At 68.0% G+C, this 18058-nt stretch carries 32 protein-coding genes; all 32 read right to left on the bottom strand.

All coding sequences use genetic code 11. From position 1 onward, the window contains the following. Window positions 1-27: 27 nt before the first annotated feature. Window positions 28-1101, bottom strand: coding sequence for a DNA-directed RNA polymerase subunit alpha (locus tag JYK18_RS15795; protein ID WP_153035983.1), 1074 nt, complete (start codon window positions 1099-1101; stop codon window positions 28-30). A gap of 115 nt (window positions 1102-1216) precedes the next feature. Beyond that, window positions 1217-1822, bottom strand: coding sequence for a 30S ribosomal protein S4 (gene rpsD, locus JYK18_RS15790; RefSeq protein WP_153035984.1), 606 nt, complete (start codon window positions 1820-1822; stop codon window positions 1217-1219). A 23-nt stretch (window positions 1823-1845) separates the two neighbouring features. Continuing rightward, the gene (gene rpsK, locus JYK18_RS15785) at window positions 1846-2250 is read right to left on the bottom strand and encodes a 30S ribosomal protein S11 (protein WP_091505007.1); all 405 of its coding nucleotides are present in this window, start codon (window positions 2248-2250) and stop codon (window positions 1846-1848) included. 20 nt (window positions 2251-2270) lie between these two features. Then, window positions 2271-2459, bottom strand: a complete 189-nt coding sequence (locus JYK18_RS15780) for a hypothetical protein (protein WP_206802774.1) — start codon at window positions 2457-2459, stop codon at window positions 2271-2273. Next, on the bottom strand, window positions 2456-2836 hold the full coding sequence (rpsM, locus tag JYK18_RS15775; RefSeq protein WP_206802773.1) for a 30S ribosomal protein S13: 381 nt from the start codon (window positions 2834-2836) through the stop codon (window positions 2456-2458). Before rpsM ends, JYK18_RS15780 begins: the two co-directional genes overlap by 4 nt. A gap of 205 nt (window positions 2837-3041) precedes the next feature. Continuing rightward, window positions 3042-3155 (bottom strand): 50S ribosomal protein L36, encoded by a 114-nt coding sequence (rpmJ, locus tag JYK18_RS15770; protein ID WP_004558882.1) that lies wholly within the window; start codon window positions 3153-3155, stop codon window positions 3042-3044. A 37-nt stretch (window positions 3156-3192) separates the two neighbouring features. Next, window positions 3193-3414 (bottom strand): translation initiation factor IF-1, encoded by a 222-nt coding sequence (gene infA, locus JYK18_RS15765; protein ID WP_009948665.1) that lies wholly within the window; start codon window positions 3412-3414, stop codon window positions 3193-3195. Between the two features lie 397 nt (window positions 3415-3811). Beyond that, the gene (gene map, locus JYK18_RS15760) at window positions 3812-4585 is read right to left on the bottom strand and encodes a type I methionyl aminopeptidase (RefSeq protein ID WP_206802772.1); all 774 of its coding nucleotides are present in this window, start codon (window positions 4583-4585) and stop codon (window positions 3812-3814) included. A 44-nt stretch (window positions 4586-4629) separates the two neighbouring features. Continuing rightward, window positions 4630-5184: an adenylate kinase gene (locus JYK18_RS15755; protein ID WP_206802771.1), complete on the bottom strand. Its 555-nt coding sequence runs from the start codon at window positions 5182-5184 to the stop codon at window positions 4630-4632. Next, the gene (gene secY / locus JYK18_RS15750; protein ID WP_206804255.1) at window positions 5181-6488 is read right to left on the bottom strand and encodes a preprotein translocase subunit SecY; all 1308 of its coding nucleotides are present in this window, start codon (window positions 6486-6488) and stop codon (window positions 5181-5183) included. Before secY ends, JYK18_RS15755 begins: the two co-directional genes overlap by 4 nt. 356 nt (window positions 6489-6844) lie before the next feature. After that, complete coding sequence (locus JYK18_RS15745; protein ID WP_206802770.1) at window positions 6845-7465, bottom strand: LysE family translocator; 621 nt, start codon at window positions 7463-7465, stop codon at window positions 6845-6847. A 98-nt stretch (window positions 7466-7563) separates the two neighbouring features. Continuing rightward, window positions 7564-8202 (bottom strand): hypothetical protein, encoded by a 639-nt coding sequence (locus JYK18_RS15740; RefSeq protein WP_206802769.1) that lies wholly within the window; start codon window positions 8200-8202, stop codon window positions 7564-7566. A gap of 482 nt (window positions 8203-8684) precedes the next feature. Beyond that, window positions 8685-9131 carry a 50S ribosomal protein L15 gene (gene rplO / locus JYK18_RS15735; RefSeq protein WP_206802768.1) on the bottom strand — a complete coding sequence of 149 codons (447 nt, stop codon included), beginning with the start codon at window positions 9129-9131 and terminating at the stop codon, window positions 8685-8687. Then, window positions 9128-9313, bottom strand: a complete 186-nt coding sequence (gene rpmD / locus JYK18_RS15730; RefSeq protein ID WP_206802767.1) for a 50S ribosomal protein L30 — start codon at window positions 9311-9313, stop codon at window positions 9128-9130. Before rpmD ends, rplO begins: the two co-directional genes overlap by 4 nt. Before the next feature lies 1 nt (window position 9314). Next, window positions 9315-9959 (bottom strand): 30S ribosomal protein S5, encoded by a 645-nt coding sequence (gene rpsE / locus JYK18_RS15725; RefSeq protein WP_153035992.1) that lies wholly within the window; start codon window positions 9957-9959, stop codon window positions 9315-9317. A 40-nt stretch (window positions 9960-9999) separates the two neighbouring features. Further along, on the bottom strand, window positions 10000-10401 hold the full coding sequence (gene rplR / locus JYK18_RS15720; protein WP_153035993.1) for a 50S ribosomal protein L18: 402 nt from the start codon (window positions 10399-10401) through the stop codon (window positions 10000-10002). A 2-nt stretch (window positions 10402-10403) separates the two neighbouring features. Next, a complete protein-coding gene (gene rplF, locus JYK18_RS15715) occupies window positions 10404-10940 on the bottom strand; it encodes a 50S ribosomal protein L6 (RefSeq protein WP_206802766.1) in 537 nt (178 codons plus the stop codon). Between the two features lie 16 nt (window positions 10941-10956). Beyond that, on the bottom strand, window positions 10957-11355 hold the full coding sequence (gene rpsH / locus JYK18_RS15710; RefSeq protein WP_153035995.1) for a 30S ribosomal protein S8: 399 nt from the start codon (window positions 11353-11355) through the stop codon (window positions 10957-10959). 86 nt (window positions 11356-11441) lie between these two features. Further along, the gene (locus JYK18_RS15705; protein WP_113695893.1) at window positions 11442-11627 is read right to left on the bottom strand and encodes a type Z 30S ribosomal protein S14; all 186 of its coding nucleotides are present in this window, start codon (window positions 11625-11627) and stop codon (window positions 11442-11444) included. Window positions 11628-11631: 4 nt separating this feature from the next. Beyond that, window positions 11632-12195, bottom strand: coding sequence for a 50S ribosomal protein L5 (gene rplE / locus JYK18_RS15700; protein WP_206802765.1), 564 nt, complete (start codon window positions 12193-12195; stop codon window positions 11632-11634). Next, the gene (rplX, locus tag JYK18_RS15695) at window positions 12195-12509 is read right to left on the bottom strand and encodes a 50S ribosomal protein L24 (RefSeq protein WP_113695891.1); all 315 of its coding nucleotides are present in this window, start codon (window positions 12507-12509) and stop codon (window positions 12195-12197) included. The genes rplE and rplX overlap by 1 nt, the downstream gene beginning before the upstream one ends. Then, window positions 12510-12878 (bottom strand): 50S ribosomal protein L14, encoded by a 369-nt coding sequence (gene rplN, locus JYK18_RS15690; protein WP_004558867.1) that lies wholly within the window; start codon window positions 12876-12878, stop codon window positions 12510-12512. Window positions 12879-12966: 88 nt separating this feature from the next. After that, window positions 12967-13254: a 30S ribosomal protein S17 gene (gene rpsQ, locus JYK18_RS15685; protein WP_206802764.1), complete on the bottom strand. Its 288-nt coding sequence runs from the start codon at window positions 13252-13254 to the stop codon at window positions 12967-12969. Beyond that, window positions 13251-13505: a 50S ribosomal protein L29 gene (rpmC, locus tag JYK18_RS15680; RefSeq protein WP_113695889.1), complete on the bottom strand. Its 255-nt coding sequence runs from the start codon at window positions 13503-13505 to the stop codon at window positions 13251-13253. The genes rpsQ and rpmC overlap by 4 nt, the downstream gene beginning before the upstream one ends. Continuing rightward, the gene (rplP, locus tag JYK18_RS15675) at window positions 13505-13924 is read right to left on the bottom strand and encodes a 50S ribosomal protein L16 (RefSeq protein ID WP_113695888.1); all 420 of its coding nucleotides are present in this window, start codon (window positions 13922-13924) and stop codon (window positions 13505-13507) included. The genes rpmC and rplP overlap by 1 nt, the downstream gene beginning before the upstream one ends. Window position 13925: 1 nt before the next feature. Further along, the gene (rpsC, locus tag JYK18_RS15670; RefSeq protein ID WP_113695887.1) at window positions 13926-14786 is read right to left on the bottom strand and encodes a 30S ribosomal protein S3; all 861 of its coding nucleotides are present in this window, start codon (window positions 14784-14786) and stop codon (window positions 13926-13928) included. Continuing rightward, a complete protein-coding gene (gene rplV, locus JYK18_RS15665) occupies window positions 14786-15199 on the bottom strand; it encodes a 50S ribosomal protein L22 (protein ID WP_113695886.1) in 414 nt (137 codons plus the stop codon). Before rplV ends, rpsC begins: the two co-directional genes overlap by 1 nt. 33 nt (window positions 15200-15232) lie before the next feature. Further along, window positions 15233-15514: a 30S ribosomal protein S19 gene (gene rpsS / locus JYK18_RS15660; RefSeq protein ID WP_003102083.1), complete on the bottom strand. Its 282-nt coding sequence runs from the start codon at window positions 15512-15514 to the stop codon at window positions 15233-15235. A gap of 18 nt (window positions 15515-15532) precedes the next feature. Next, window positions 15533-16366: a 50S ribosomal protein L2 gene (gene rplB, locus JYK18_RS15655; RefSeq protein WP_153035998.1), complete on the bottom strand. Its 834-nt coding sequence runs from the start codon at window positions 16364-16366 to the stop codon at window positions 15533-15535. Between the two features lie 14 nt (window positions 16367-16380). Continuing rightward, on the bottom strand, window positions 16381-16692 hold the full coding sequence (rplW, locus tag JYK18_RS15650; protein ID WP_153035999.1) for a 50S ribosomal protein L23: 312 nt from the start codon (window positions 16690-16692) through the stop codon (window positions 16381-16383). Beyond that, on the bottom strand, window positions 16689-17378 hold the full coding sequence (gene rplD, locus JYK18_RS15645) for a 50S ribosomal protein L4 (protein WP_206802763.1): 690 nt from the start codon (window positions 17376-17378) through the stop codon (window positions 16689-16691). The genes rplW and rplD overlap by 4 nt, the downstream gene beginning before the upstream one ends. Next, window positions 17375-18031, bottom strand: a complete 657-nt coding sequence (rplC, locus tag JYK18_RS15640; RefSeq protein WP_206802762.1) for a 50S ribosomal protein L3 — start codon at window positions 18029-18031, stop codon at window positions 17375-17377. Before rplC ends, rplD begins: the two co-directional genes overlap by 4 nt. Window positions 18032-18058: the final 27 nt, after the last annotated feature.

The following is an 18058-nucleotide window of genomic DNA, read 5'->3' as shown; positions in this document are numbered from 1 at the left end:
GTCACCACATCGGAGCGACCACCGGTCCTACAGCTGCTCCGTCTCTGCGTAGTCCTGGCCATCGTCGTGGCCGTTGTCCGAAATACCGTCGGTGATCCCGCCAACGCCCTCGGACCAGCCCTCGCCGTCGTAGCTGGTCGCGGCCGCGGTCGGGTCGAACCCGGGCGGGCTGTCCTTGAGCGCGAGGCCCAGGCCGACGAGCTTCAGCTTGACCTCGTCGATGGACTTCGCACCGAAGTTGCGGATGTCGAGCAGGTCGGCTTCTGACCGCGAAACCAGCTCGCCGACCGTGTGGATCCCCTCGCGCTTGAGGCAGTTGTAGGACCGCACGGTCAGGTCGAGGTCCTCGATCGGCATCGCGTAGGCGGCGATGGTGTCCGCCTCCTGCGGCGACGGCCCGATCTCGATGCCCTCGGCGTCGACGTTGAGCTCACGCGCCAGGCCGAACAGCTCGACCAGTGTTTTGCCCGCAGAAGCCACAGCGTCGCGGGGGGTGATGGACGGCTTGGTCTCGACGTCCAGGATGAGCTTGTCGAAGTCGGTGCGCTGCTCGACACGGGTGGCCTCGACCTTGTAGGTCACCTTCAGCACCGGCGAGTAGATCGAGTCGACCGGGATCCGGCCGATCTCGGCGCCGGCCTGCTTGTTCTGCAGGGCGGGCACGTAGCCGCGGCCACGCTCGACGACCAGCTCGATCTCCAGCTTGCCCTTGCCGTTCAGCGAGGCGATGTGCAGATCCGGGTTGTGCACGGTGACCCCGGCCGGCGGCACGATGTCCGCGGCGGTGACCTCACCAGGCCCCTGCTTGCGCAGGTACATGGTGACCGGCTCGTCCTCCTCGGAGCTCACCACGAGCTCTTTCAGGTTCAGGATGATGTCGGTGACGTCTTCCTTCACCCCGGGAACGGTGGTGAACTCGTGCAGCACCCCGTCGATGCGGATGCTGGTGACCGCCGCGCCCGGGATGGACGACAGCAGCGTGCGCCGCAGCGAGTTGCCGAGCGTGTAGCCGAAACCGGGCTCGAGCGGCTCGATGGTGAACCGGGACCTGGTTTCGTTGACCGTCTCTTCGCCGAGAGCCGGCCGCTGGGAAATCAGCACTTTCCTTCTCCTTGTCCTGCCGACGCCCGCCATATGACGCCGAAAGGGGTGGCGTGGCGGCGGCGCACTCGGGGCGCCGCCGCCCGATCACCGCCGGGCCTGAGCCCGGCCGGGATCACTTCGAGTAGAGCTCGACGATCAGCTGTTCCTGGACCGGAACGTCGATCTGCGCACGCTCGGGCAGCTGGTGGACCAGCACCCGCAGGTTCGACTGGACGACCTGCAGCCATGCCGGGATGGGGCGCTCGCCGAAGGACTCCTTCGCCGCCACGAACGGCAGGGTGCCCATCGACTTCGGCTTGACGTCGATGATGTCGAACTTCGAGACCTGGAAGCTCGGCACGTTGACCTTCTTGCCGTTGACCAGGAAGTGGCCGTGGCTCACCAGCTGGCGGGCCTGACGGCGCGTCCGGGCGATGCCGGCGCGGTAGATCACGTTGTCGAGCCGGGACTCCAGGATCTGGAGCAGGTTCTCACCGGTCTTGCCGGTGCGGCGCACAGCGTCCTTGTAGTAACGGACGAACTGGCGCTCGAGAACGCCGTAGGTGTAGCGAGCCTTCTGCTTCTCCTGAAGCTGAAGCAGGTACTCGCTCTCCTTGATGCGGCCGCGGCCGTGCTGGCCGGGCGGGTACGGACGGCGCTCGAAAGCCTGGTCGCCGCCGATGAGGTCAACCTTGAGGCGACGGGAAATACGCGTCGCCGGGCCGGTGTAACGAGCCATTTCTGCTTACTCCTCCCCGTTCCTCAGACCCGGCGCCGCTTGGGCGGGCGGCAGCCGTTGTGAGGCTGCGGGGTCACGTCCTGGATGGTGCCGACCTCGAGACCCGCGGCCTGCAGCGAGCGGATCGCGGTCTCGCGGCCCGAACCCGGGCCCTTCACGAACACGTCGACCTTCTTCATGCCGTGCTCGGCGGCCTTGCGGGCCGCGTTCTCGGCGGCCATCTGCGCGGCGAACGGAGTCGACTTGCGGGAGCCCTTGAAGCCGACGTGGCCCGAGGACGCCCACGAGATCACCGCACCGGTCGGGTCGGTGATCGACACGATGGTGTTGTTGAAGGTGCTCTTGATGTGCGCGTGGCCGTGGGCCACGTTCTTCTTTTCCTTGCGCCGGACCTTCTTGGCCCCGGCGGTACGAGACTTCGGTGGCATGTCTGGGTGATTCTCCTCGGTTAGCGCGAGTTCTCTTGGTGAGCGGCGGCCGCTTCACGCTGCCCGCGCCGGATCACGGAACCGGCGTCGGTGTACAGCTGGCGGAGCGCCATCGGGCGGGCGTACAGAGCAGACGGTGAAACGCACGAACCCGTGCCGCGGCGCTGGGCGCCGCCGATGTGCACGACCTTCTTGCCCCGAATGCTCACTTCTTGCCAGCCTTCTTCTTGCCGGCGACCGTCTTCTTCGGACCCTTGCGGGTGCGGGCGTTGGTCTTGGTCCGCTGCCCACGGACGGGAAGCCCGCGGCGCCACCGCAGACCCTCGTAGCACCCGATCTCGATCTTCCGACGGATGTCGGCGTTCACCTCGCGGCGAAGGTCACCCTCGACCTTGAAGTTCTCGTCCATGAAGTCCCGCAGCTTGAGCAGGTCGTCGTCGCTGAGGTCCTTCACGCGGGTGTCCGCGTTCAGCTCGGCGGCGGCGATCATCTGCTTGGAGCGGGTACGGCCGATGCCGTAGATGTAGGTCAGCGCGATCTCCAACCGCTTTTCGCGGGGGAGGTCTACGCCAGCGAGTCGTGCCATTGGCGCTGGTGCTCCTTGTCTGAATTCGTCTCTTCAGGTCTGCTCCCCGCCCGGTCCCGGGACCGACTCGCTGTCGATCCGGCGGCTCGCGCCACCGGTGTCCCGGCCCCGGCCTGAAGTCCGGGGGTGAACCAGGCCGCTGGGCGGCCCGGCAGGTGCGGGGAGAGTTGTTGTGCCGTCAATCCACTCTTCGACGAGTGGGTGATCAGCCCTGCCGCTGCTTGTGCCGCAGGTTCTCGCAGATCACCATGATCCGGCCGTGGCGGCGGATCACCTTGCACTTGTCGCAGATCTTCTTGACGCTCGGCTGGACCTTCACGTCTCCTGCTTTCCTGCTTGTACTCGTTGCGCCGTGATCACTTGTAGCGGTAGACGATGCGACCACGGGACAAGTCGTAGGGCGAGAGCTCCACGACAACCCTGTCCTCAGGCAGGATGCGGATGTAGTGCTGCCGCATCTTGCCGCTGATGTGTGCAAGGACCTTGTGGCCGTTCTCCAACTCGACGCGGAACATCGCGTTGGGAAGCGGCTCGATTACGCGGCCTTCGACCTCGATGGCCCCGTCCTTCTTGCCCATGTCCTCCGCGTTTCGTGATTGGTTGAGCGGTGAGTGCTTGCTGTGGTGCCCGGCGCACGCGCCGCCCCGACTCCGATGCCGCAGGTTTGCACGCGCGCTGGAACCGGCGAGATGAGTACGCCGACTTGACAGTGTACGCAAGCCGTGTCGCGACACCCAACCGGGGGTTGACTGTGTTAGGTCACATCGCGGTCGGGTGCTTCCGGCAGGCCGAGGCCGCCGGGCAGGCTCCAGGGTAGACGGCGGGGAGGCGACTCGCCAGTAGCGGAAAAACACCAGGTCAGGCGATACGAAACGACCCGATCAGGGCGCCGCCCCGGCCGGTCCCACCCCCGGGCCGATCGGCTTCTGCGGGCAAAAGCAGGGTGCGGGACATGCTTCTGCCCGCTAAAGCAGGTCAGGCGGGGGCGGTGAGGACCCAGGGGCCGTCGTCGGTGATGGCGACGGTGTGCTCCCAGTGGGCGGCTCGCGAGCCGTCGGCGGTGACCACGGTCCAGCCGTCGTCCAGTTCGAGGGTTTCGCCACCGCCGCCGGTCAGCATCGGCTCGACGGCCAGCGCCATGCCCGGCTTCAGCCGCGGGCCCTTCCCCGGCTTCCCGACGTTCGGCAGGAACGGCTCCATGTGCATCTGCGTCCCGATGCCGTGGCCGCCGTACTCCAGGATCATGCCGTACTCGATGCCGTCGGCCTCGCCGGCGCGTTCCGCGGCGGTCTGCACGGCGTACGAGATGTCGGTGAGCCGCGCGCCCGGCTGGACCGCCTCGACGCCGGCCCACATCGCCACCCGCGTCGCGTCCGAGAGCGCGAGGTCCTTCGCCGACACGGACGGACCGACCGCGATGGTCACCGCGGAATCGCCGTGCCACCCCTCCAGGATGGCGCCGCAGTCCACCGAGATCAGGTCACCGTCGGCCAGCACCTGCGAGGCCGCCGGGATGCCGTGCACGATCTGCTCGTTCACCGAAGCGCAGATCGACGCCGGGAACCCGTGGTAGCCCTTGAACGAGGGCACCGCACCGGCGTCCCGGATGGTCTGCTCGGCGAGTTCGTCGAGTTCCTTCGTCGAGACCCCGGGCCGCGCGGCCTCGGTGACCAGCTCCAGCGTGCGCGCCACGACCAACCCGGCGGCGCGCATCGCTTCCAGCTCGCCCCGGGACTTCAGCTCGATCATGCGACCTCGGCGGAGAAACTTCGGAACACTCAGTCCGCCCACAGTCACGAGCGGTCAGGCAGTGCGGCCAGCACCCTGGCCGAGACCTCGTCGACCCCGCCGACGCCGTCCACGGTCACCAGGATGTCGCCGTAGTACTCCAGCAGCGGCGCGGTCTCCGACCGGTAGACCTGCTGCCGGCGCCGGACGACCTCCTCGGTGTCGTCGGAACGACCCCGCGAAAGCAGCCTGCCGACCACGACGTCCTCGGGCACCTCGAGCTGGATCACCGCGTCCAGGCTGGTGTCGGCGTCGGCCAGCATCTGGCCCAGCACGTCCGCCTGCTTGGTGTTGCGGGGGAAGCCGTCGAGCAGGAAGCCCGCCTTGGCGTCCGGCTCGGCCAGGCGCTCGCGGACCATCTCGTTGGTGACGGTGTCCGGCACCAGCTCGCCCGAGTCCATGTAGCGCTGCGCCTCGCGGCCCAGCGGCGTCTGCTCGCCGACGTGCGCGCGGAACAGGTCGCCGGTGGAGATGTGCGGCACCCTGAGCTTTTCGGACAACGCGACTGCCTGCGTACCCTTACCTGCTCCGGGAGGCCCGACCAGAACCAGCCTCGTCATCGGAGGAACCCTTCGTAGTTGCGCTGCATGAGCTGGCTTTCGATCTGCTTCACGGTGTCGAGACCGACACCCACCATGATCAGCACGGCGGTGCCACCGAACGGGAAGTTCTGGTTGTTGCCGTCACCGGTGATGGACAGGAAGAAGTTCGGCAGGATCGCTACCAGACCGAGGTAGATGGAGCCGGGGAGGGTGATCCGGCCGAGCACGAAGCTCAGGTATTCGGCGGTCGGCCGCCCCGGGCGGATGCCCGGGATGAAGCCACCGAACTTCTTCATCTCCTCCGCACGCTCGTCCACGTTGAACGTGATCGTGATGTAGAAGTACGTGAAGAAGATGATCAGCGCGAAGTACAGCAGGATGTGCACCCAGCTGGACTGGTTCACCACGTAGTTCTGCAGGAAGACCTGCCAGCCCGAGCTGCTGTTCGGATCGCCGATCAGGCGGCTGATCAGGTCCGGCAGGTACAGCAGCGAGGAACCGAAGATGACCGGGATGACACCGGCCTGGTTCACCTTGATCGGCAGGTAGGTCGAGGTGCCGCCGTACATCCGGCGGCCGACCATGCGCTTGGCGTACTGCACCGGGATCCGGCGCTGGCCCTGCTCGACGAAGATGACCGAGGCGATGATCGCCAGGCCGAGCACGCAGACGAAGGTGAAGACCACGGCGTTGTTGCGCTCGAGGATGTTGGCGCCCTCGGTCGGCAGCTGGGCCGCGATGTTCAGGAAGATCAGCACGGACATGCCGTTGCCGACGCCGCGCTCGGTGATCAGCTCACCCAGCCACATCATCACCGCGGTGCCCGCGGTCATGGTGACCACGATCAGCGCCAGCGAGTAGATGCTGTTGTCCGGGATGACCGGCTGGTCGCAGTCCTGGAACAGCTGGCCGCGGTCGGCCAGCGCGATCACGCCGGTGGCCTGCAGGATCGCCAGCGCGATCGTCAGGTAGCGGGTGTACTGGGTCAGCTTGCCCTGGCCGGACTGGCCTTCCTTCTTCAACTCCTCGAACCGCGGGATGACCACGGTGAGGAGCTGGACGATGATGCTCGCCGTGATGTACGGCATGATGCCCGTCGAGAAGATCGACAACTGCAGGAGAGCCCCACCGCTGAAGAGGTTCAGCAGCGAGTAAATGCCCTCTTGATCGGTCTGCGCCTGACATGCCTGGACGTTGGGGTAGGAAACCCCAGGAGCTGGGGTGATCGCGCCGAGCCGGTACACGGCCACGATCATCAGCGTGAACAGGATCTTCTTGCGCAGGTCCGGCGTCGCGAGAGCCGAGCGGAAGGCGCTGAGCACGCGGGGGACCTCCTCGACGTCATCGGCCATCGAACCGATGAACGGCTTGGCCGGCACGGTGACCGGCGGGAACACAACTCACTGGCAGGCAAGCCAGGAACGCATCAGGGCACACTTGCCCCAAAGCGTGTCGCCGACTCTAACAGCACCCGGATCGCGCGTGGCACCGTGTGCGGCTTATTCGCGGGGAGGCGGATGCGGAGGTTGCTCGCGAGAGGTGCTGGTCACCCGTTCGTGGCGAGTGATCTTCACCGGTGAGGGCGGTCACAGCGGCCGGGAAGTGCTGTGGTGAGGGAGATTCTGTCCGCTGTGAGCGGACAACCGGAGTTGGCGGAACCACCCGGGTGGCCTAGTACTCACGTCCTGGAGCCGGCGAGCAGGCCCGCCATGCCGAGGAGCACGACGCCGGTGCCGCGGTCGATGTTGCGGCGGGCGCGGAGGCTCATGCGGGTGGCCTTCACCAGGGTGCCCGCGACGATGTAGACGGTTCCGGCGAGGAACTCGGCGAGGAGGTAGATGGCGCCGAGGAGAGCGACCTGGCCGGGGACGGGCCCGTGGGCGGGATCGATGAACTGCGGCACGAACGCGGTGAAGATGAGCACCGCCTTCGGATTGGTGATGGCGACCAGGAACTCCTTGCGGGCGATCCCCAGGGCGCTCTGCCCCGCCGCCGGATCGGCTTCTGCGGGCAAAAGCCGCCTGGCTTCGATGAGGATGCGCACGCCGAGGTAGACCAGGTAGGCGACGCCGACCCACTTGACGATGGTGAGCGCCGGGGCCCAGGCCGCGAGCAGCTGGCCGAGCCCGGCGGCGACGGCCGCGATGAGGAGCACGAACGCGGCGAGCCTGCCGAGGAGGCCGATGAGGGCCCTGCCGAGGCCGTGGCCCATGCCGTGGTGCAGGCCGAGCAGGTTGTTGGCGCCCGGCGTCAGCGCGATGAGGGTCGACGCCCCGAAGAAGACGACCAGCCAGCCCATGTCCTGCTCCCTTCGATCGGGCGCGACCCTATCGCCGCCCCACCCGCGAGCGCTCCCCGATTCCGGCGACATGCTTCTGCGGGCAAAAGCAGGTTCGGTCAGGGGTGCGCTGGTGGGTCCTCGGGGGCTGGGAAGCCGTAGCGCGGGGTCGAGACGTCGTGGACGGCGGTGTCGGCGGGTGAGTCCTGGCGCGGCGTGCGTTGTGGATCGAGGTTGAGCAGGATCGCGGCGACGATCGCGAAGACCGCGCCCGCGGCGACCATCCAGTAGCCGAATCCTGGGCCGGCCGGGGCGCCGCCCGAGGAGAACAGGGTCGTCCAACCGATCGCCTGCATGCCAATCGAGCCCGCGATCGCGAGCAGGAAGGCTGCGGCCGCGACGGAGGCGGCGCGGGCCGGGGCCGCGGCGCCCGTCTTGAGGGAGCGGACGGTGAGCGCGGCCGCGGCGGCCAGGACCAGCGCGGCGACGATCAGCATGGGGCCGTTCCTGGCGAAGGGCGCGAGAAGGTTGCCTGCCTCGAGCGGCGGGAACCCGCCCGTGTCCGACTCACCGGACCAGCCGCTGACGGTGATGCTGACTTTGTCGGAGTCGTCGACACCAGGCAGGACGCTGACGAACAGCGGCAGGAACGAGCCCGCGACGGCGAGCAGGAGCGCGGCCAGGGTGAGGAGCACGCTCAGGCCGCGGCGCTGGTCTCGGGCAGGAGCCGGTTCAGGTGGAGGCGGCTGATCCGTCATGGGCGCGATCCTGGCACTGACCTGCTTCTGCGGGCAAAAGCAGGTCCCGACGGCGGCGGTGCCGACTTCTGCGGGGAGAAGCGGGGTCGCGAGGTCTGAGGGCGGAGCTATCAGCTTCTGCGGGCTAAAGCAGGTGTCGGCTTTCGCGGGGAGAAGCAGGGTTCCGGCTTCCGCAGACGAAGGAGGCGTCGGATTCTGCGGAGTAAAGCAGGCACCGGCGTCCGCGGACTAAAAGAGGGTCCGGCTTCTGCGGGCTAAAGCAGGGTCGGCGTTCGGCGGTTGAGGCGGGTGTGTCGGCTTCTGCGGGGTAAAGCAGGTTGATGGGGCGGGAGTGGGGCGGTGGTGGTGGCAGGGGGGCCGGATGGTGGGTGGCAGGAGAGGGTGGGGCGGAGGGAGGAACGGATGGGCTGTGGGGATGGGTGGGTACGGAAAAGGCCCGCCTGGTCCGGATGGACCTGGCGGGCCTTTTGCGGGGAAAAGCGTCAGTTGGTGGTGGCGGAGCCACCGGCGGACTCGAGCTTCTCCTTGGCCGAGCCGGAGAAGGCGTCGGCGGTGACGTCGAGCTTGACGCCGTTGATGTCACCGTTGCCCAGCACCTTGACCAGCTTGCCCTTGCGGACCAGGCCGCGAGCGGCCAGCTCTTCCGGCCCGACCTTGCCACCGTCGGCGAAGACGCGGGCGATGTCGCCCACGTTCACCGGCTGGTACTCGGTGCGGAACCGGTTCTTGAACCCGCGCAGTTTCGGCAGGCGCATGTGGATGGGCATCTGCCCACCCTCGAAGCGCACGGGCACGTTCTTCCGCGCCTTCGTACCCTTCGTACCGCGACCAGCCGTCTTGCCCTTCGAACCCTCACCACGGCCGACGCGGATCTTCTCCGACTTGGCGCCGGGCGCCGGGCGCAGGTGGTGGATCTTGATGGCCGTCATGACTTGACCTCCTCGACCTCCACCAGGTGGCGAACCGTGTGGATCAGGCCACGCACCTGGGGAGTGTCCTCACGCACCACCGACTGCCGGATCTTGCGCAGCCCGAGGGTGCGCAGCGACTCGCGGTGGTTGTGCTTCGTGCCGATCTTGCTCTTGACCTGCGTCACCTTGAGCTGAGCCATCTCAGACCCCCTGACCGGCGCGCTGGCGCAGCATCCGGGCCGGAGCGACGTCCTCGAGCGGCAGACCGCGACGGGCCGCCACCTCCTCCGGACGCTGCAGGCCCTTCAGAGCCGCGACGGTGGCGTGCACGATGTTGATCGCGTTGTCGCTGCCGAGCGACTTCGAGAGCACGTCGTGCACCCCGGCGCACTCCAGCACCGCACGCACCGAACCACCGGCGATCACACCGGTACCGGCGCTCGCCGGGCGCAGCAGCACCACACCGGCGGCGTCCTCACCCTGGATCGGGTGCGGGATGGTGCCGGCGATCCGAGGCACGCGGAAGAAGTTCTTCTTCGCCTCCTCGACGCCCTTGGCGATGGCCGCGGGAACTTCCTTGGCCTTGCCGTAGCCGACGCCGACCTGACCGTCGCCGTCACCGACCACGACCAGGGCGGTGAAGCTGAAGCGACGACCACCCTTCACGACCTTGGCCACGCGGTTGATGGCCACCACGCGCTCGAGGTGCGGGGTCTTCTCCTGGGCCGCCCCGCCACGGCCGCCGTCGCGGCGATCCCGGCGCTCGCGGCGGTCATTGCGGTCGTTGCCGCCCTGCCCGCCGGGACCGCCCTGGCCGCCGCCGAATTGCCGTGTACGTCCCGGCATCAGGCTTTCCTTCCATTCACCAGCATGCACTGCATCGTCATCAGAACTCCAGGCCCGCCTCGCGGGCGGCGTCCGCGAGCGCGGCGATGCGGCCGTGGTAGGCGTTGCCACCCCGGTCGAACACCACGCTGGTCACCCCGGCGTTCTTGGCGCGGGCGGCCAGCAGCTCGCCCACCTTGGCGGCCTTGGCCTTCTTGTCGCCGTCGGCCGCGCGCACGTCCGCCTCCATGGTCGACGCCGCGGCCAGGGTGTGCCCGGCCAGGTCGTCGATCAGCTGGACGGACAGGTGCCGCGAGGACTTCTTGACGGCCAGGCGAGGCCGCTCCGGAGTCCCGCTGATCTTCTTGCGGAGCCGGAAGTGCCGACGGGTCTTCGCCACGCGACGGCGGGTCGAGACGTCCTTGCCGACCGGCTTGCGCTTCGTCGTAGTCGTGTCGCTCATGATCACTTACCCGTCTTTCCGACCTTGCGGCGGATGCGCTCACCCTCGTACCGCAGGCCCTTGCCCTTGTACGGGTCCGGGCGGCGCAGCTTGCGGATGACCGCGGCCGTCTGGCCGACCTTCTGCTTGTCGATGCCGGACACCGAGAACCGGGTCGGGGTCTCCACCTTGAAGGTGATGCCCTCCGGAGCCGGGATGTGCACCGGGTGGGAGAAGCCGAGCGCGAACTCGAGGTCCGAGCCCTTGGCCTGCACGCGGTAACCGACGCCGTGGATCTCGAGCTTCTTCTCGTAGCCCTCGGTCACGCCGACCACCAGGTTGTTCACCAGGGTGCGGCTGAGCCCGTGCAGGGCGCGGCTGGAGCGCTCGTCGTCCGGGCGCTTGACCTCGATGACCCCGTCGTTGAGCTCCGCGGTGATGGGCTCGGCGATGGTGTGCTCGAGCGTGCCCTTCGGTCCCTTGACCGAGATGTGCTGCCCGTCGATCTTCACCTCGACCCCGGCGGGGACGGTGATCGGCAGCTTTCCGATACGTGACATAGCTTGATCCCCTCCCTTACCAGACGTAGGCGAGGACTTCGCCGCCCACGCCGTTGCGCTTGGCCTGCCGGTCGGTCTGCAGACCGGAGGACGTCGAGATGATGGCGACCCCGAGGCCACCCAGCACGCTGGGCAGTTCGGTGGACTTGGCGTACACGCGCAGACCGGGCTTCGACACACGCCGGAGGCCGGCGATGCTGCGCTCACGGTTCGGGCCGTACTTGAGCTGCACCACGAGGTTCTTGTGCTTCTCGCCCGGCTCGTCGCGGAACGCCGAGATGTAACCCTCGCGCTTGAGGATCTCGGCGATGTTCGCCTTGAGCTTCGAGTGGGGCAGCACGACCTCGTCGTGGTACGCGGAGTTCGCGTTACGCAGACGGGTCAAGAAGTCTGCGATCGGGTCGGTCATCGTCATGGTGACCTGTCAACCTTTCTCGCCCTGGTTCCCCGCCACCATCGTGGCGGGGCCTGTGGCGAACTTGGGAGTCTTGAAGGAAGCCTTTACCAGCTGGACTTGCTCACGCCGGGCAGCTCGCCCGCGTGCGCCATCTCGCGCAGGCAGATACGGCACAGCCCGAACTTGCGGAAGACCGAGTGCGGACGCCCGCACCGCTGGCAGCGGGTGTAGCCGCGCACCTTGAACTTCGGCTTCTTCGCGGCCTTGTGGACCAGTGCTTTCTTGGCCATCGGCTCAGTTCTCCTTGAACGGGAAGCCGAGCTTGCGAAGCAGCGCGCGGCCCTCGTCGTCGGTGGTGGCGGTGGTGACAACGGTGACGTCCATGCCGCGCGGGCGGTCGATGGAGTCGGGGTCGATCTCGTGGAACATGGACTGCTCGTTGAGACCGAAGGTGTAGTTGCCGTTGCCGTCGAACTGCTTCGGCGACAGCCCGCGGAAGTCCCGGATACGCGGCAGCGCGATGTTCAGCAGCCGGTCCAGGAACTCCCACATGCGGTCGTTGCGCAGGGTCACCCGCGCGCCGATCGGCTGGCCCTCGCGCAGCTTGAACTGCGCGATCGACTTCCGGGCCTTGCGCACCTCGGGCTTCTGCCCGGTGATGGTGGCCAGGTCGCGGATGGCGCCTTCGATCAGCTTGCTGTCACGGGCGGCGTCGCCGACGCCCATGTTCACCACGACCTTGACCACACCGGGGATCTGGTGCACGTTCGCGAACTCGAACTCCTTCTGGAGCTCGCCCGCGATTGTCTCGCGGTAGCGCGTCTTGAGACGCGGCACGATCTTCTCAGCGGTGGTCATCAGATGTCCTTGCCGTTCCTGCGCGAGATCCGGACCTTCTTGCCGTCCTCGCCGATGCGGTAGCCCACCCGGGTCGGCTTGCCGTCGGAGTCGACGACCATCACGTTCGACACGTGGATGGGGGCTTCCTGGGTCACGATGCCGCCGGACTGCGCACCGCGCTGGGTCTGGCTGATCCGCGTGTGCTTCTTGATCCGGTTCACACCCTCGACCAGCACCCGCGACCGCTCCGGGTAGGCCTGGATGACCTTGCCCTTGGCGCCCTTGTCCTTGCCGGCGATGACGACGACCGTGTCGCCCTTCTTCACCTTCACTTACAACACCTCCGGCGCGAGCGAGATGATCTTCATGAACTTCCGATCGCGCAGCTCACGGCCGACCGGGCCGAAGATGCGGGTGCCACGCGGCTCGTTGTCGTTCTTGATGAGCACCGCGGCGTTCTCGTCGAACCGGATGTAGGAGCCGTCCGGACGACGCCGCTCCTTCACCGTGCGGACGATGACGGCCTTGACCACGTCGCCCTTCTTCACCCCGGCAGCCGGGATGGCGTCCTTAACGGTGGCGACGATGATGTCGCCGATACCCGCGTAGCGCCGCCCCGAACCGCCGAGCACGCGGATGCAGAGGATCTCCTTGGCACCCGTGTTGTCGGCGACTCGCAGTCGCGACTCCTGCTGGATCACGTCAACTCCTGTATGTCTCGCCGGTTCTCACCCCGTGGTCCGGGGTGAGCCTGGCGGAACGGATAGGGAACTTGGAAAGTCCCCCGGCTTACTTGGCCTTCTCGCGGATCTCGACGAGCCGCCAGCGCTTCGTGGCCGACAGCGGTCGGGTCTCCATGAGCAGAACGCGGTCGCCCTTGCCGGCGGTGTTCTCCTCGTCGTGCGCCTTCACCTTGGTGGTGGACCGCATGACCTTGCCGTAGAGGGCGTGCTTCTTGCGGTCCTCGAGCTCGACGACGATGGTCTTGTCCATCTTGTCGGAGACGACCAGGCCCTCCCGGACCTTGCGGTAGTTGCGGCCGGACGCCTGGTCCTGCGCCGCGATCGGCTCGCTCATGCGGCACCTTCTTCGTTCTCGGCGTCATCGGGGGAGACGGACAGCCCGAGCTCGCGCTCGCGCATCACCGTGTAGATGCGCGCGATGTCCGAGCGGACGGCGCGCAGCCTGCGGTTGTTGTCCAGCTGCCCGGTGGCCATCTGGAAGCGGAGGTTGAACAGCTCCTCCTTGGCCTCCTTGAGGCGCAGCACGAGCTCCTCCGCAGTGAGTTCGCGCAGCTCCGATGCCGCAGCAGCTCCGGCCTTCGCCATCAGAACTCACCACCTTCACGGGTCACGATTCGGCACTTCATGGGCAGCTTGTGGATCGCGCGGCGGAGCGCCTCGCGAGCCGTGGCCTCGTTGGGGAAGCTCAGTTCGAACATCACCCGGCCCGGCTTGACGTTGGCGATCCACCACTCGGGCGAACCCTTACCGGAACCCATGCGGGTCTCGGCGGGCTTCTTGGTCAGCGGGCGGTCCGGGTAGATGGTGGTCCACACCTTGCCGCCACGCTTGATGTGGCGGGTCATGGCGATACGGGCCGCCTCGATCTGCCGGTTCGTCACGTAGCTGTGCTCGAGTGCCTGGATCCCCAGGTCACCGAAGCTGACCTTGGTACCGCCCTTGGCGGCACCGGCGCGCTTCGGCGAGTGCTGCTTCCGGTGCTTGACCTTGCGCGGGATGAGCACGTCAGCCCTCCGTCTTCTCTGCGGCGGCCGGGGTGGTGCCCTCGGCAGCCGGGGTCGCCGACTCGGCGGCGGTGTCGTTCTTGGTCGCCGCGGCGGCCCGGCCCGCTTCCGTGGAGGTGGCCGTGGTGCCCGACGCGCCGGAGCGGCGCGGGCGGGACGGACGGTCGCCACGGTCGCGACGCGGCGCGCGCTCGGCGGCCGCGGCGGCGTCACGCGCCTCCTTGGCCTTGAGCCCGCCGACCACGTCACCCTTGTAGATCCACACCTTCACGCCGATGCGGCCGAAGGTGGTGCGGGCCTCGAAGAAGCCGTAGTCGATGTCGGCGCGCAGCGTGTGCAGCGGCACGCGGCCGTCGCGGTAGTGCTCCGAGCGCGACATCTCGGCACCGCCGAGGCGGCCACCGCACTGCACGCGGATGCCCTTGACCTGCGGCGAGCGCATGGAGCTCTGGATCGCCTTCCGCATCGCGCGGCGGAACGCCACGCGGTTGGAGAGCTGCTCCGCCACACCCTGCGCGACCAGCTGCGCGTCGGCCTCGGGGTTCTTCACCTCGAGGATGTTCAGCTGGACCTGCTTCTTGGTCAGCTTCTCCAGCGCACCGCGGATCCGGTCGGCCTCGGCGCCGCGGCGGCCGATGACGATGCCGGGGCGGGCGGTGTGGATGTCCACGCGGACCCGGTCACGGGTGCGCTCGATCTCCACCTTCGAGATGCCGGCCCGCTCCATGCCCGTGGACAGGAGCTTGCGGATCTTGACGTCCTCCGCCACGTACTCGGCGTACTGCTTGTCGGCGTACCAGCGGGACTTCCAGTCCGTGGTGATGCCCAGCCGGAAGCCGTGCGGGTTGATCTTCTGGCCCACTACCGGCCACCTGCCTTCTTGCTCTTCGCCTTCTTGTCGGCCTTCGGCCGCGACTCCACCTCGACGGTGATGTGGCTCGTGCGCTTGCGGATCCGGTACGCGCGGCCCTGGGCCCGCGGGCGGATGCGCTTGAGGGTCGGGCCCTCGTCGGCGTACGCGTTCTTGACCCAGAGGGTGTCGGGGTCGAGGTCGAGGTTGTTCTCGGCGTTGGCCATGGCGCTGGCGAGCACCTTCGCCACCGGCTCACTGGCCGCCTGCGGTGCGAACCGCAGCACGGCGAGGGCGTCGGCGGCGCTGCGGCCCTTGATGAGCTCGATCACCCGGCGCACCTTGGTCGGCGAGTCCCGGACGAAGCGAGCCCGCGCGAAGGCCGTCGGCAGTTCTGCCTCGACCGTCGCATCCTTGGCGTTCATCGCTTGCTACCTCTTTGCTGTCTGTCGCACCGCTCAGCGGCGGCGGGACTTGCGGTCGTCCTTGATGTGACCCTTGAAGGTCCGCGTCGGGGCGAACTCGCCCAGCTTGTGACCCACCATCGCCTCGGTGACGAACACCGGGACGTGCTTGCGGCCGTCGTGCACCGCGATCGTGTGCCCCAGGAAGTCGGGGATGATCGTGGAGCGGCGGGACCAGGTCTTGATCACCGTCTTCTTGCCGGACTCGTTCAGCGCGTCCACCTTCTTGAGCAGGTGGTCATCCACGAACGGGCCCTTCTTCAGGCTGCGCGGCATAGTCTTCTACCTCCCTGCTCAGCGCTTCTTGCCGGTACGCCGGCGGCGGACGATCAGCTTGTCACTCGGCTTGTTGCGGCGGGTGCGACCCTCCGGCTTGCCGTTCGGGTTGACCGGGTGGCGACCACCGGAGGTCTTCCCCTCACCACCACCGTGCGGGTGGTCGACCGGGTTCATCACCACACCGCGGACGGTGGGGCGCTTGCCCCGCCAGCGGTTACGACCGGCCTTGCCCCAGTTGATGTTGGCGTGCTCGGAGTTGCCGACCTCGCCGACCGTGGCGCGGTTGCGCACGTCCACGTTGCGGATCTCGCCCGAGGGCATCCGCAGCTGGGCGTAGGGACCGTCCTTGGCCACCAGCTGGACCTTGGCACCGGCGGACCGGGCGATCTTGGCGCCGCCACCGGGGCGGAGCTCGATCGCGTGGATCACCGTGCCGACCGGGATGTTGCGCAGCGGCAGGTTGTTACCGGGCTTGATGTCGGCGCGGGGGCCGTTCTCCACGGTGTCGCCCTGGCGGAGCTTCTCCGGCGCGATGATGTAGCGCTTCTCGCCGTCCGCGTAGTGCAGCAGCGCGATGCGGGCCGACCGGTTGGGGTCGTACTCGATGTGCGCGACCTTGGCCGGGATGCCGTCCTTGTCGTGGCGGCGGAAGTCGATCAGCCGGTACGCCCGCTTGTGGCCGCCACCCTTGTGCCGGGTGGTGATCTTGCCGGAGGCGTTGCGGCCGCCACGGCCGTGCAGCGGACGCAGCAGCGACTTCTCCGGGGTGGACCGCGTGATCTCCGAGAAGTCGGAGACGCTGGAGCCACGGCGACCGGGAGTGGTCGGCTTGTACTTGCGAATACCCATGTCTGCTCAGTCCCTTACGCGGCGGGTCCGCCGAAGATCTCGATCGGCTTGCTCTCAGCGGACAGGGTCACGACGGCGCGCTTGATGTCCTTGCGCTTGCCGAAGCCGTACCGGGTGCGCTTGCGCTTGCCCTGGCGGTTCAGCGTGTTCACGCTGACGACCTTGACCCCGAAGATCTGCTCGATGGCGATCTTGATCTGGGTCTTGTTGGCGTCCGGGCGAACCACGAACGTGTACTTGTGGTCCTCGAGCAGCCCGTAGGACTTCTCGGAGATCACCGGCGCGAGCACGATGTCGCGGGGGTCAGGAATGGCGACGGAACTCACTGCTCGTCACTCCCTTCGGCAACTTCGCTCGACCGCGCGGTCGCCTTGGCGCCCTTGCCCTTGGCGGGGCCGGCGACGAAGACGTCGTACGCGGACTTGGTGAACACCACGTCGTCGTTGACCAGCACGTCATAGGTGTTGAGCTGGTCCGGCGTGATCAGGTGCACGTCGGTGAGGTTGCGCACCGAGCGCCAGGTCAGCTCGTCGTCGCGGTGCAGCACCACGAGCACCCGCTTGGCCTCGGTCAGCGCGCGCAGCGCGGTCTTGGCGGCCTTGGTCGACGGCTTCTCGCCGGTGACCAGCTCGGTGACCACGTGCAGCTGGCCGGCGCGCGCCCGGTCGGAGAGGGCGCCACGCAGGGCGGCGGCCTTCATCTTCTTCGGGGTGCGCTGGGTGTAGTCGCGCGGCGTGGGGCCGTGGACGACGCCACCACCGGTGAACTGCGGGGCGCGGATCGAACCCTGGCGGGCGCGACCGGTGCCCTTCTGGCGGTACGGCTTCTTGCCACCACCCGCGACCTCGCCGCGGGTCTTGGTGTCGTGCGTGCCCTGCCGCGCGGCGGCCAGCTGGGCCGTCACGACCTGGTGCATCAGCGGCACGTTGGCCTGCACGTCGAAGATCTCCGCGGGGAGCTCGATCGTGCCGTCGGCTTTACCGGCCGGGGTCTTCAGCTCGACGCTGGTCATTCGGTGTTACCACCCTTCGCGGCGGTCCTGACGAAGACCAGACCGCCCTTGTTCCCGGGGACCGCGCCCTTGATCAGCAGCAGGCCCTCGTCGGCGCGCACGTCGTGCACGGTCAGGCCCTGCGTGGTGACCCGCGCGGAACCCATCCGGCCCGCCATGCGGAGCCCCTTGAAGACGCGGCCCGGGGTGGCGCAGCCACCGATCGAGCCGGGCTTGCGGTGCACGGCCTGCGCACCGTGGCTGGCGCCCTGGCCCTTGAAGCCGTGACGCTTCATGACACCGGCGTAGCCCTTGCCCTTGGTGGTGCCGGTGATGTCGACGACCGTGCCGGCGGGGAACACCTCGGCGGTGATCTCCTGCCCGACCTCGTAGCCGTCGGCGTCGGTGGTGCGCAGCTCGGCGAGGTGCCGGCGCGGGGTCACCCCGGCCTTGTCGAAGTGGCCCGTGCGCGGCTTGTTGACCCGGCGCGGGTCCACGGCGCCGAAGGCCAGCTGCACGGCGCTGTAGCCGTCTTTGTCCTGGGTACGGACCTGGGTAACCACGTTCGGCCCGGCCTGCACGACGGTCACCGGAACCATCCGGTTGTTCTCGTCGAAGACCTGGGTCATGCCGAGCTTGGTGCCCAGGATGCCCTTCACTTGCCTGTCAGACATGAGTCTCTTATCTCCGCCGCTCGCCAA

Origin of the sequence: Amycolatopsis sp. 195334CR (genome assembly GCF_017309385.1) — a bacterium.
Taxonomy (GTDB): Bacteria; Actinomycetota; Actinomycetes; order Mycobacteriales; family Pseudonocardiaceae; genus Amycolatopsis.
The sequence above is the reverse complement of the archived record's forward strand: the minus strand, read 5'-3'. Positions and strand labels throughout refer to the sequence as shown.

Excerpts from the sequence above, each read along its gene's own strand:
- rplE (WP_206802765.1), bottom strand. The coding sequence starts at position 12,195 with ATGACCACCGCTGAGAAGATCGTGCCGCGTCTCAAGACGCGCTACCGC.
- JYK18_RS15745 (WP_206802770.1), bottom strand. The coding sequence starts at position 7,465 with ATGGGCTGGCTGGTCGTCTTCTTCGGGGCGTCGACCCTCATCGCGCTG.
- rplO (WP_206802768.1), bottom strand. The coding sequence starts at position 9,131 with ATGACGGCCATCAAGATCCACCACCTGCGCCCGGCGCCCGGCGCCAAG.
- rpmD (WP_206802767.1), bottom strand. The coding sequence starts at position 9,313 with ATGGCTCAGCTCAAGGTGACGCAGGTCAAGAGCAAGATCGGCACGAAG.
- infA (WP_009948665.1), bottom strand. The coding sequence starts at position 3,414 with ATGGGCAAGAAGGACGGGGCCATCGAGGTCGAAGGCCGCGTAATCGAG.
- rplB (WP_153035998.1), bottom strand. The coding sequence starts at position 16,366 with ATGGGTATTCGCAAGTACAAGCCGACCACTCCCGGTCGCCGTGGCTCC.
- rpsD (WP_153035984.1), bottom strand. The coding sequence starts at position 1,822 with ATGGCTCGTTACACCGGCCCGGCGACGCGTATTTCCCGTCGCCTCAAG.
- JYK18_RS15755 (WP_206802771.1), bottom strand. The coding sequence starts at position 5,184 with ATGACGAGGCTGGTTCTGGTCGGGCCTCCCGGAGCAGGTAAGGGTACG.
- rpsE (WP_153035992.1), bottom strand. The coding sequence starts at position 9,959 with ATGCCGGGACGTACACGGCAATTCGGCGGCGGCCAGGGCGGTCCCGGC.
- rplV (WP_113695886.1), bottom strand. The coding sequence starts at position 15,199 with ATGAACGCCAAGGATGCGACGGTCGAGGCAGAACTGCCGACGGCCTTC.
- map (WP_206802772.1), bottom strand. The coding sequence starts at position 4,585 with ATGATCGAGCTGAAGTCCCGGGGCGAGCTGGAAGCGATGCGCGCCGCC.
- rplD (WP_206802763.1), bottom strand. The coding sequence starts at position 17,378 with ATGACCAGCGTCGAGCTGAAGACCCCGGCCGGTAAAGCCGACGGCACG.
- JYK18_RS15705 (WP_113695893.1), bottom strand. The coding sequence starts at position 11,627 with ATGGCCAAGAAAGCACTGGTCCACAAGGCCGCGAAGAAGCCGAAGTTC.
- rplC (WP_206802762.1), bottom strand. The coding sequence starts at position 18,031 with ATGTCTGACAGGCAAGTGAAGGGCATCCTGGGCACCAAGCTCGGCATG.
- rplR (WP_153035993.1), bottom strand. The coding sequence starts at position 10,401 with ATGAGCGACACGACTACGACGAAGCGCAAGCCGGTCGGCAAGGACGTC.
- rpsS (WP_003102083.1), bottom strand. The coding sequence starts at position 15,514 with ATGCCGCGCAGCCTGAAGAAGGGCCCGTTCGTGGATGACCACCTGCTC.
- rpsQ (WP_206802764.1), bottom strand. The coding sequence starts at position 13,254 with ATGAGCGAGCCGATCGCGGCGCAGGACCAGGCGTCCGGCCGCAACTAC.
- JYK18_RS15740 (WP_206802769.1), bottom strand. The coding sequence starts at position 8,202 with ATGACGGATCAGCCGCCTCCACCTGAACCGGCTCCTGCCCGAGACCAG.
- rpsH (WP_153035995.1), bottom strand. The coding sequence starts at position 11,355 with ATGACGATGACCGACCCGATCGCAGACTTCTTGACCCGTCTGCGTAAC.
- rplF (WP_206802766.1), bottom strand. The coding sequence starts at position 10,940 with ATGTCACGTATCGGAAAGCTGCCGATCACCGTCCCCGCCGGGGTCGAG.
- rpsK (WP_091505007.1), bottom strand. The coding sequence starts at position 2,250 with ATGCCACCGAAGTCTCGTACCGCCGGGGCCAAGAAGGTCCGGCGCAAG.
- rpmC (WP_113695889.1), bottom strand. The coding sequence starts at position 13,505 with ATGGCGAAGGCCGGAGCTGCTGCGGCATCGGAGCTGCGCGAACTCACT.
- rpsM (WP_206802773.1), bottom strand. The coding sequence starts at position 2,836 with ATGGCACGACTCGCTGGCGTAGACCTCCCCCGCGAAAAGCGGTTGGAG.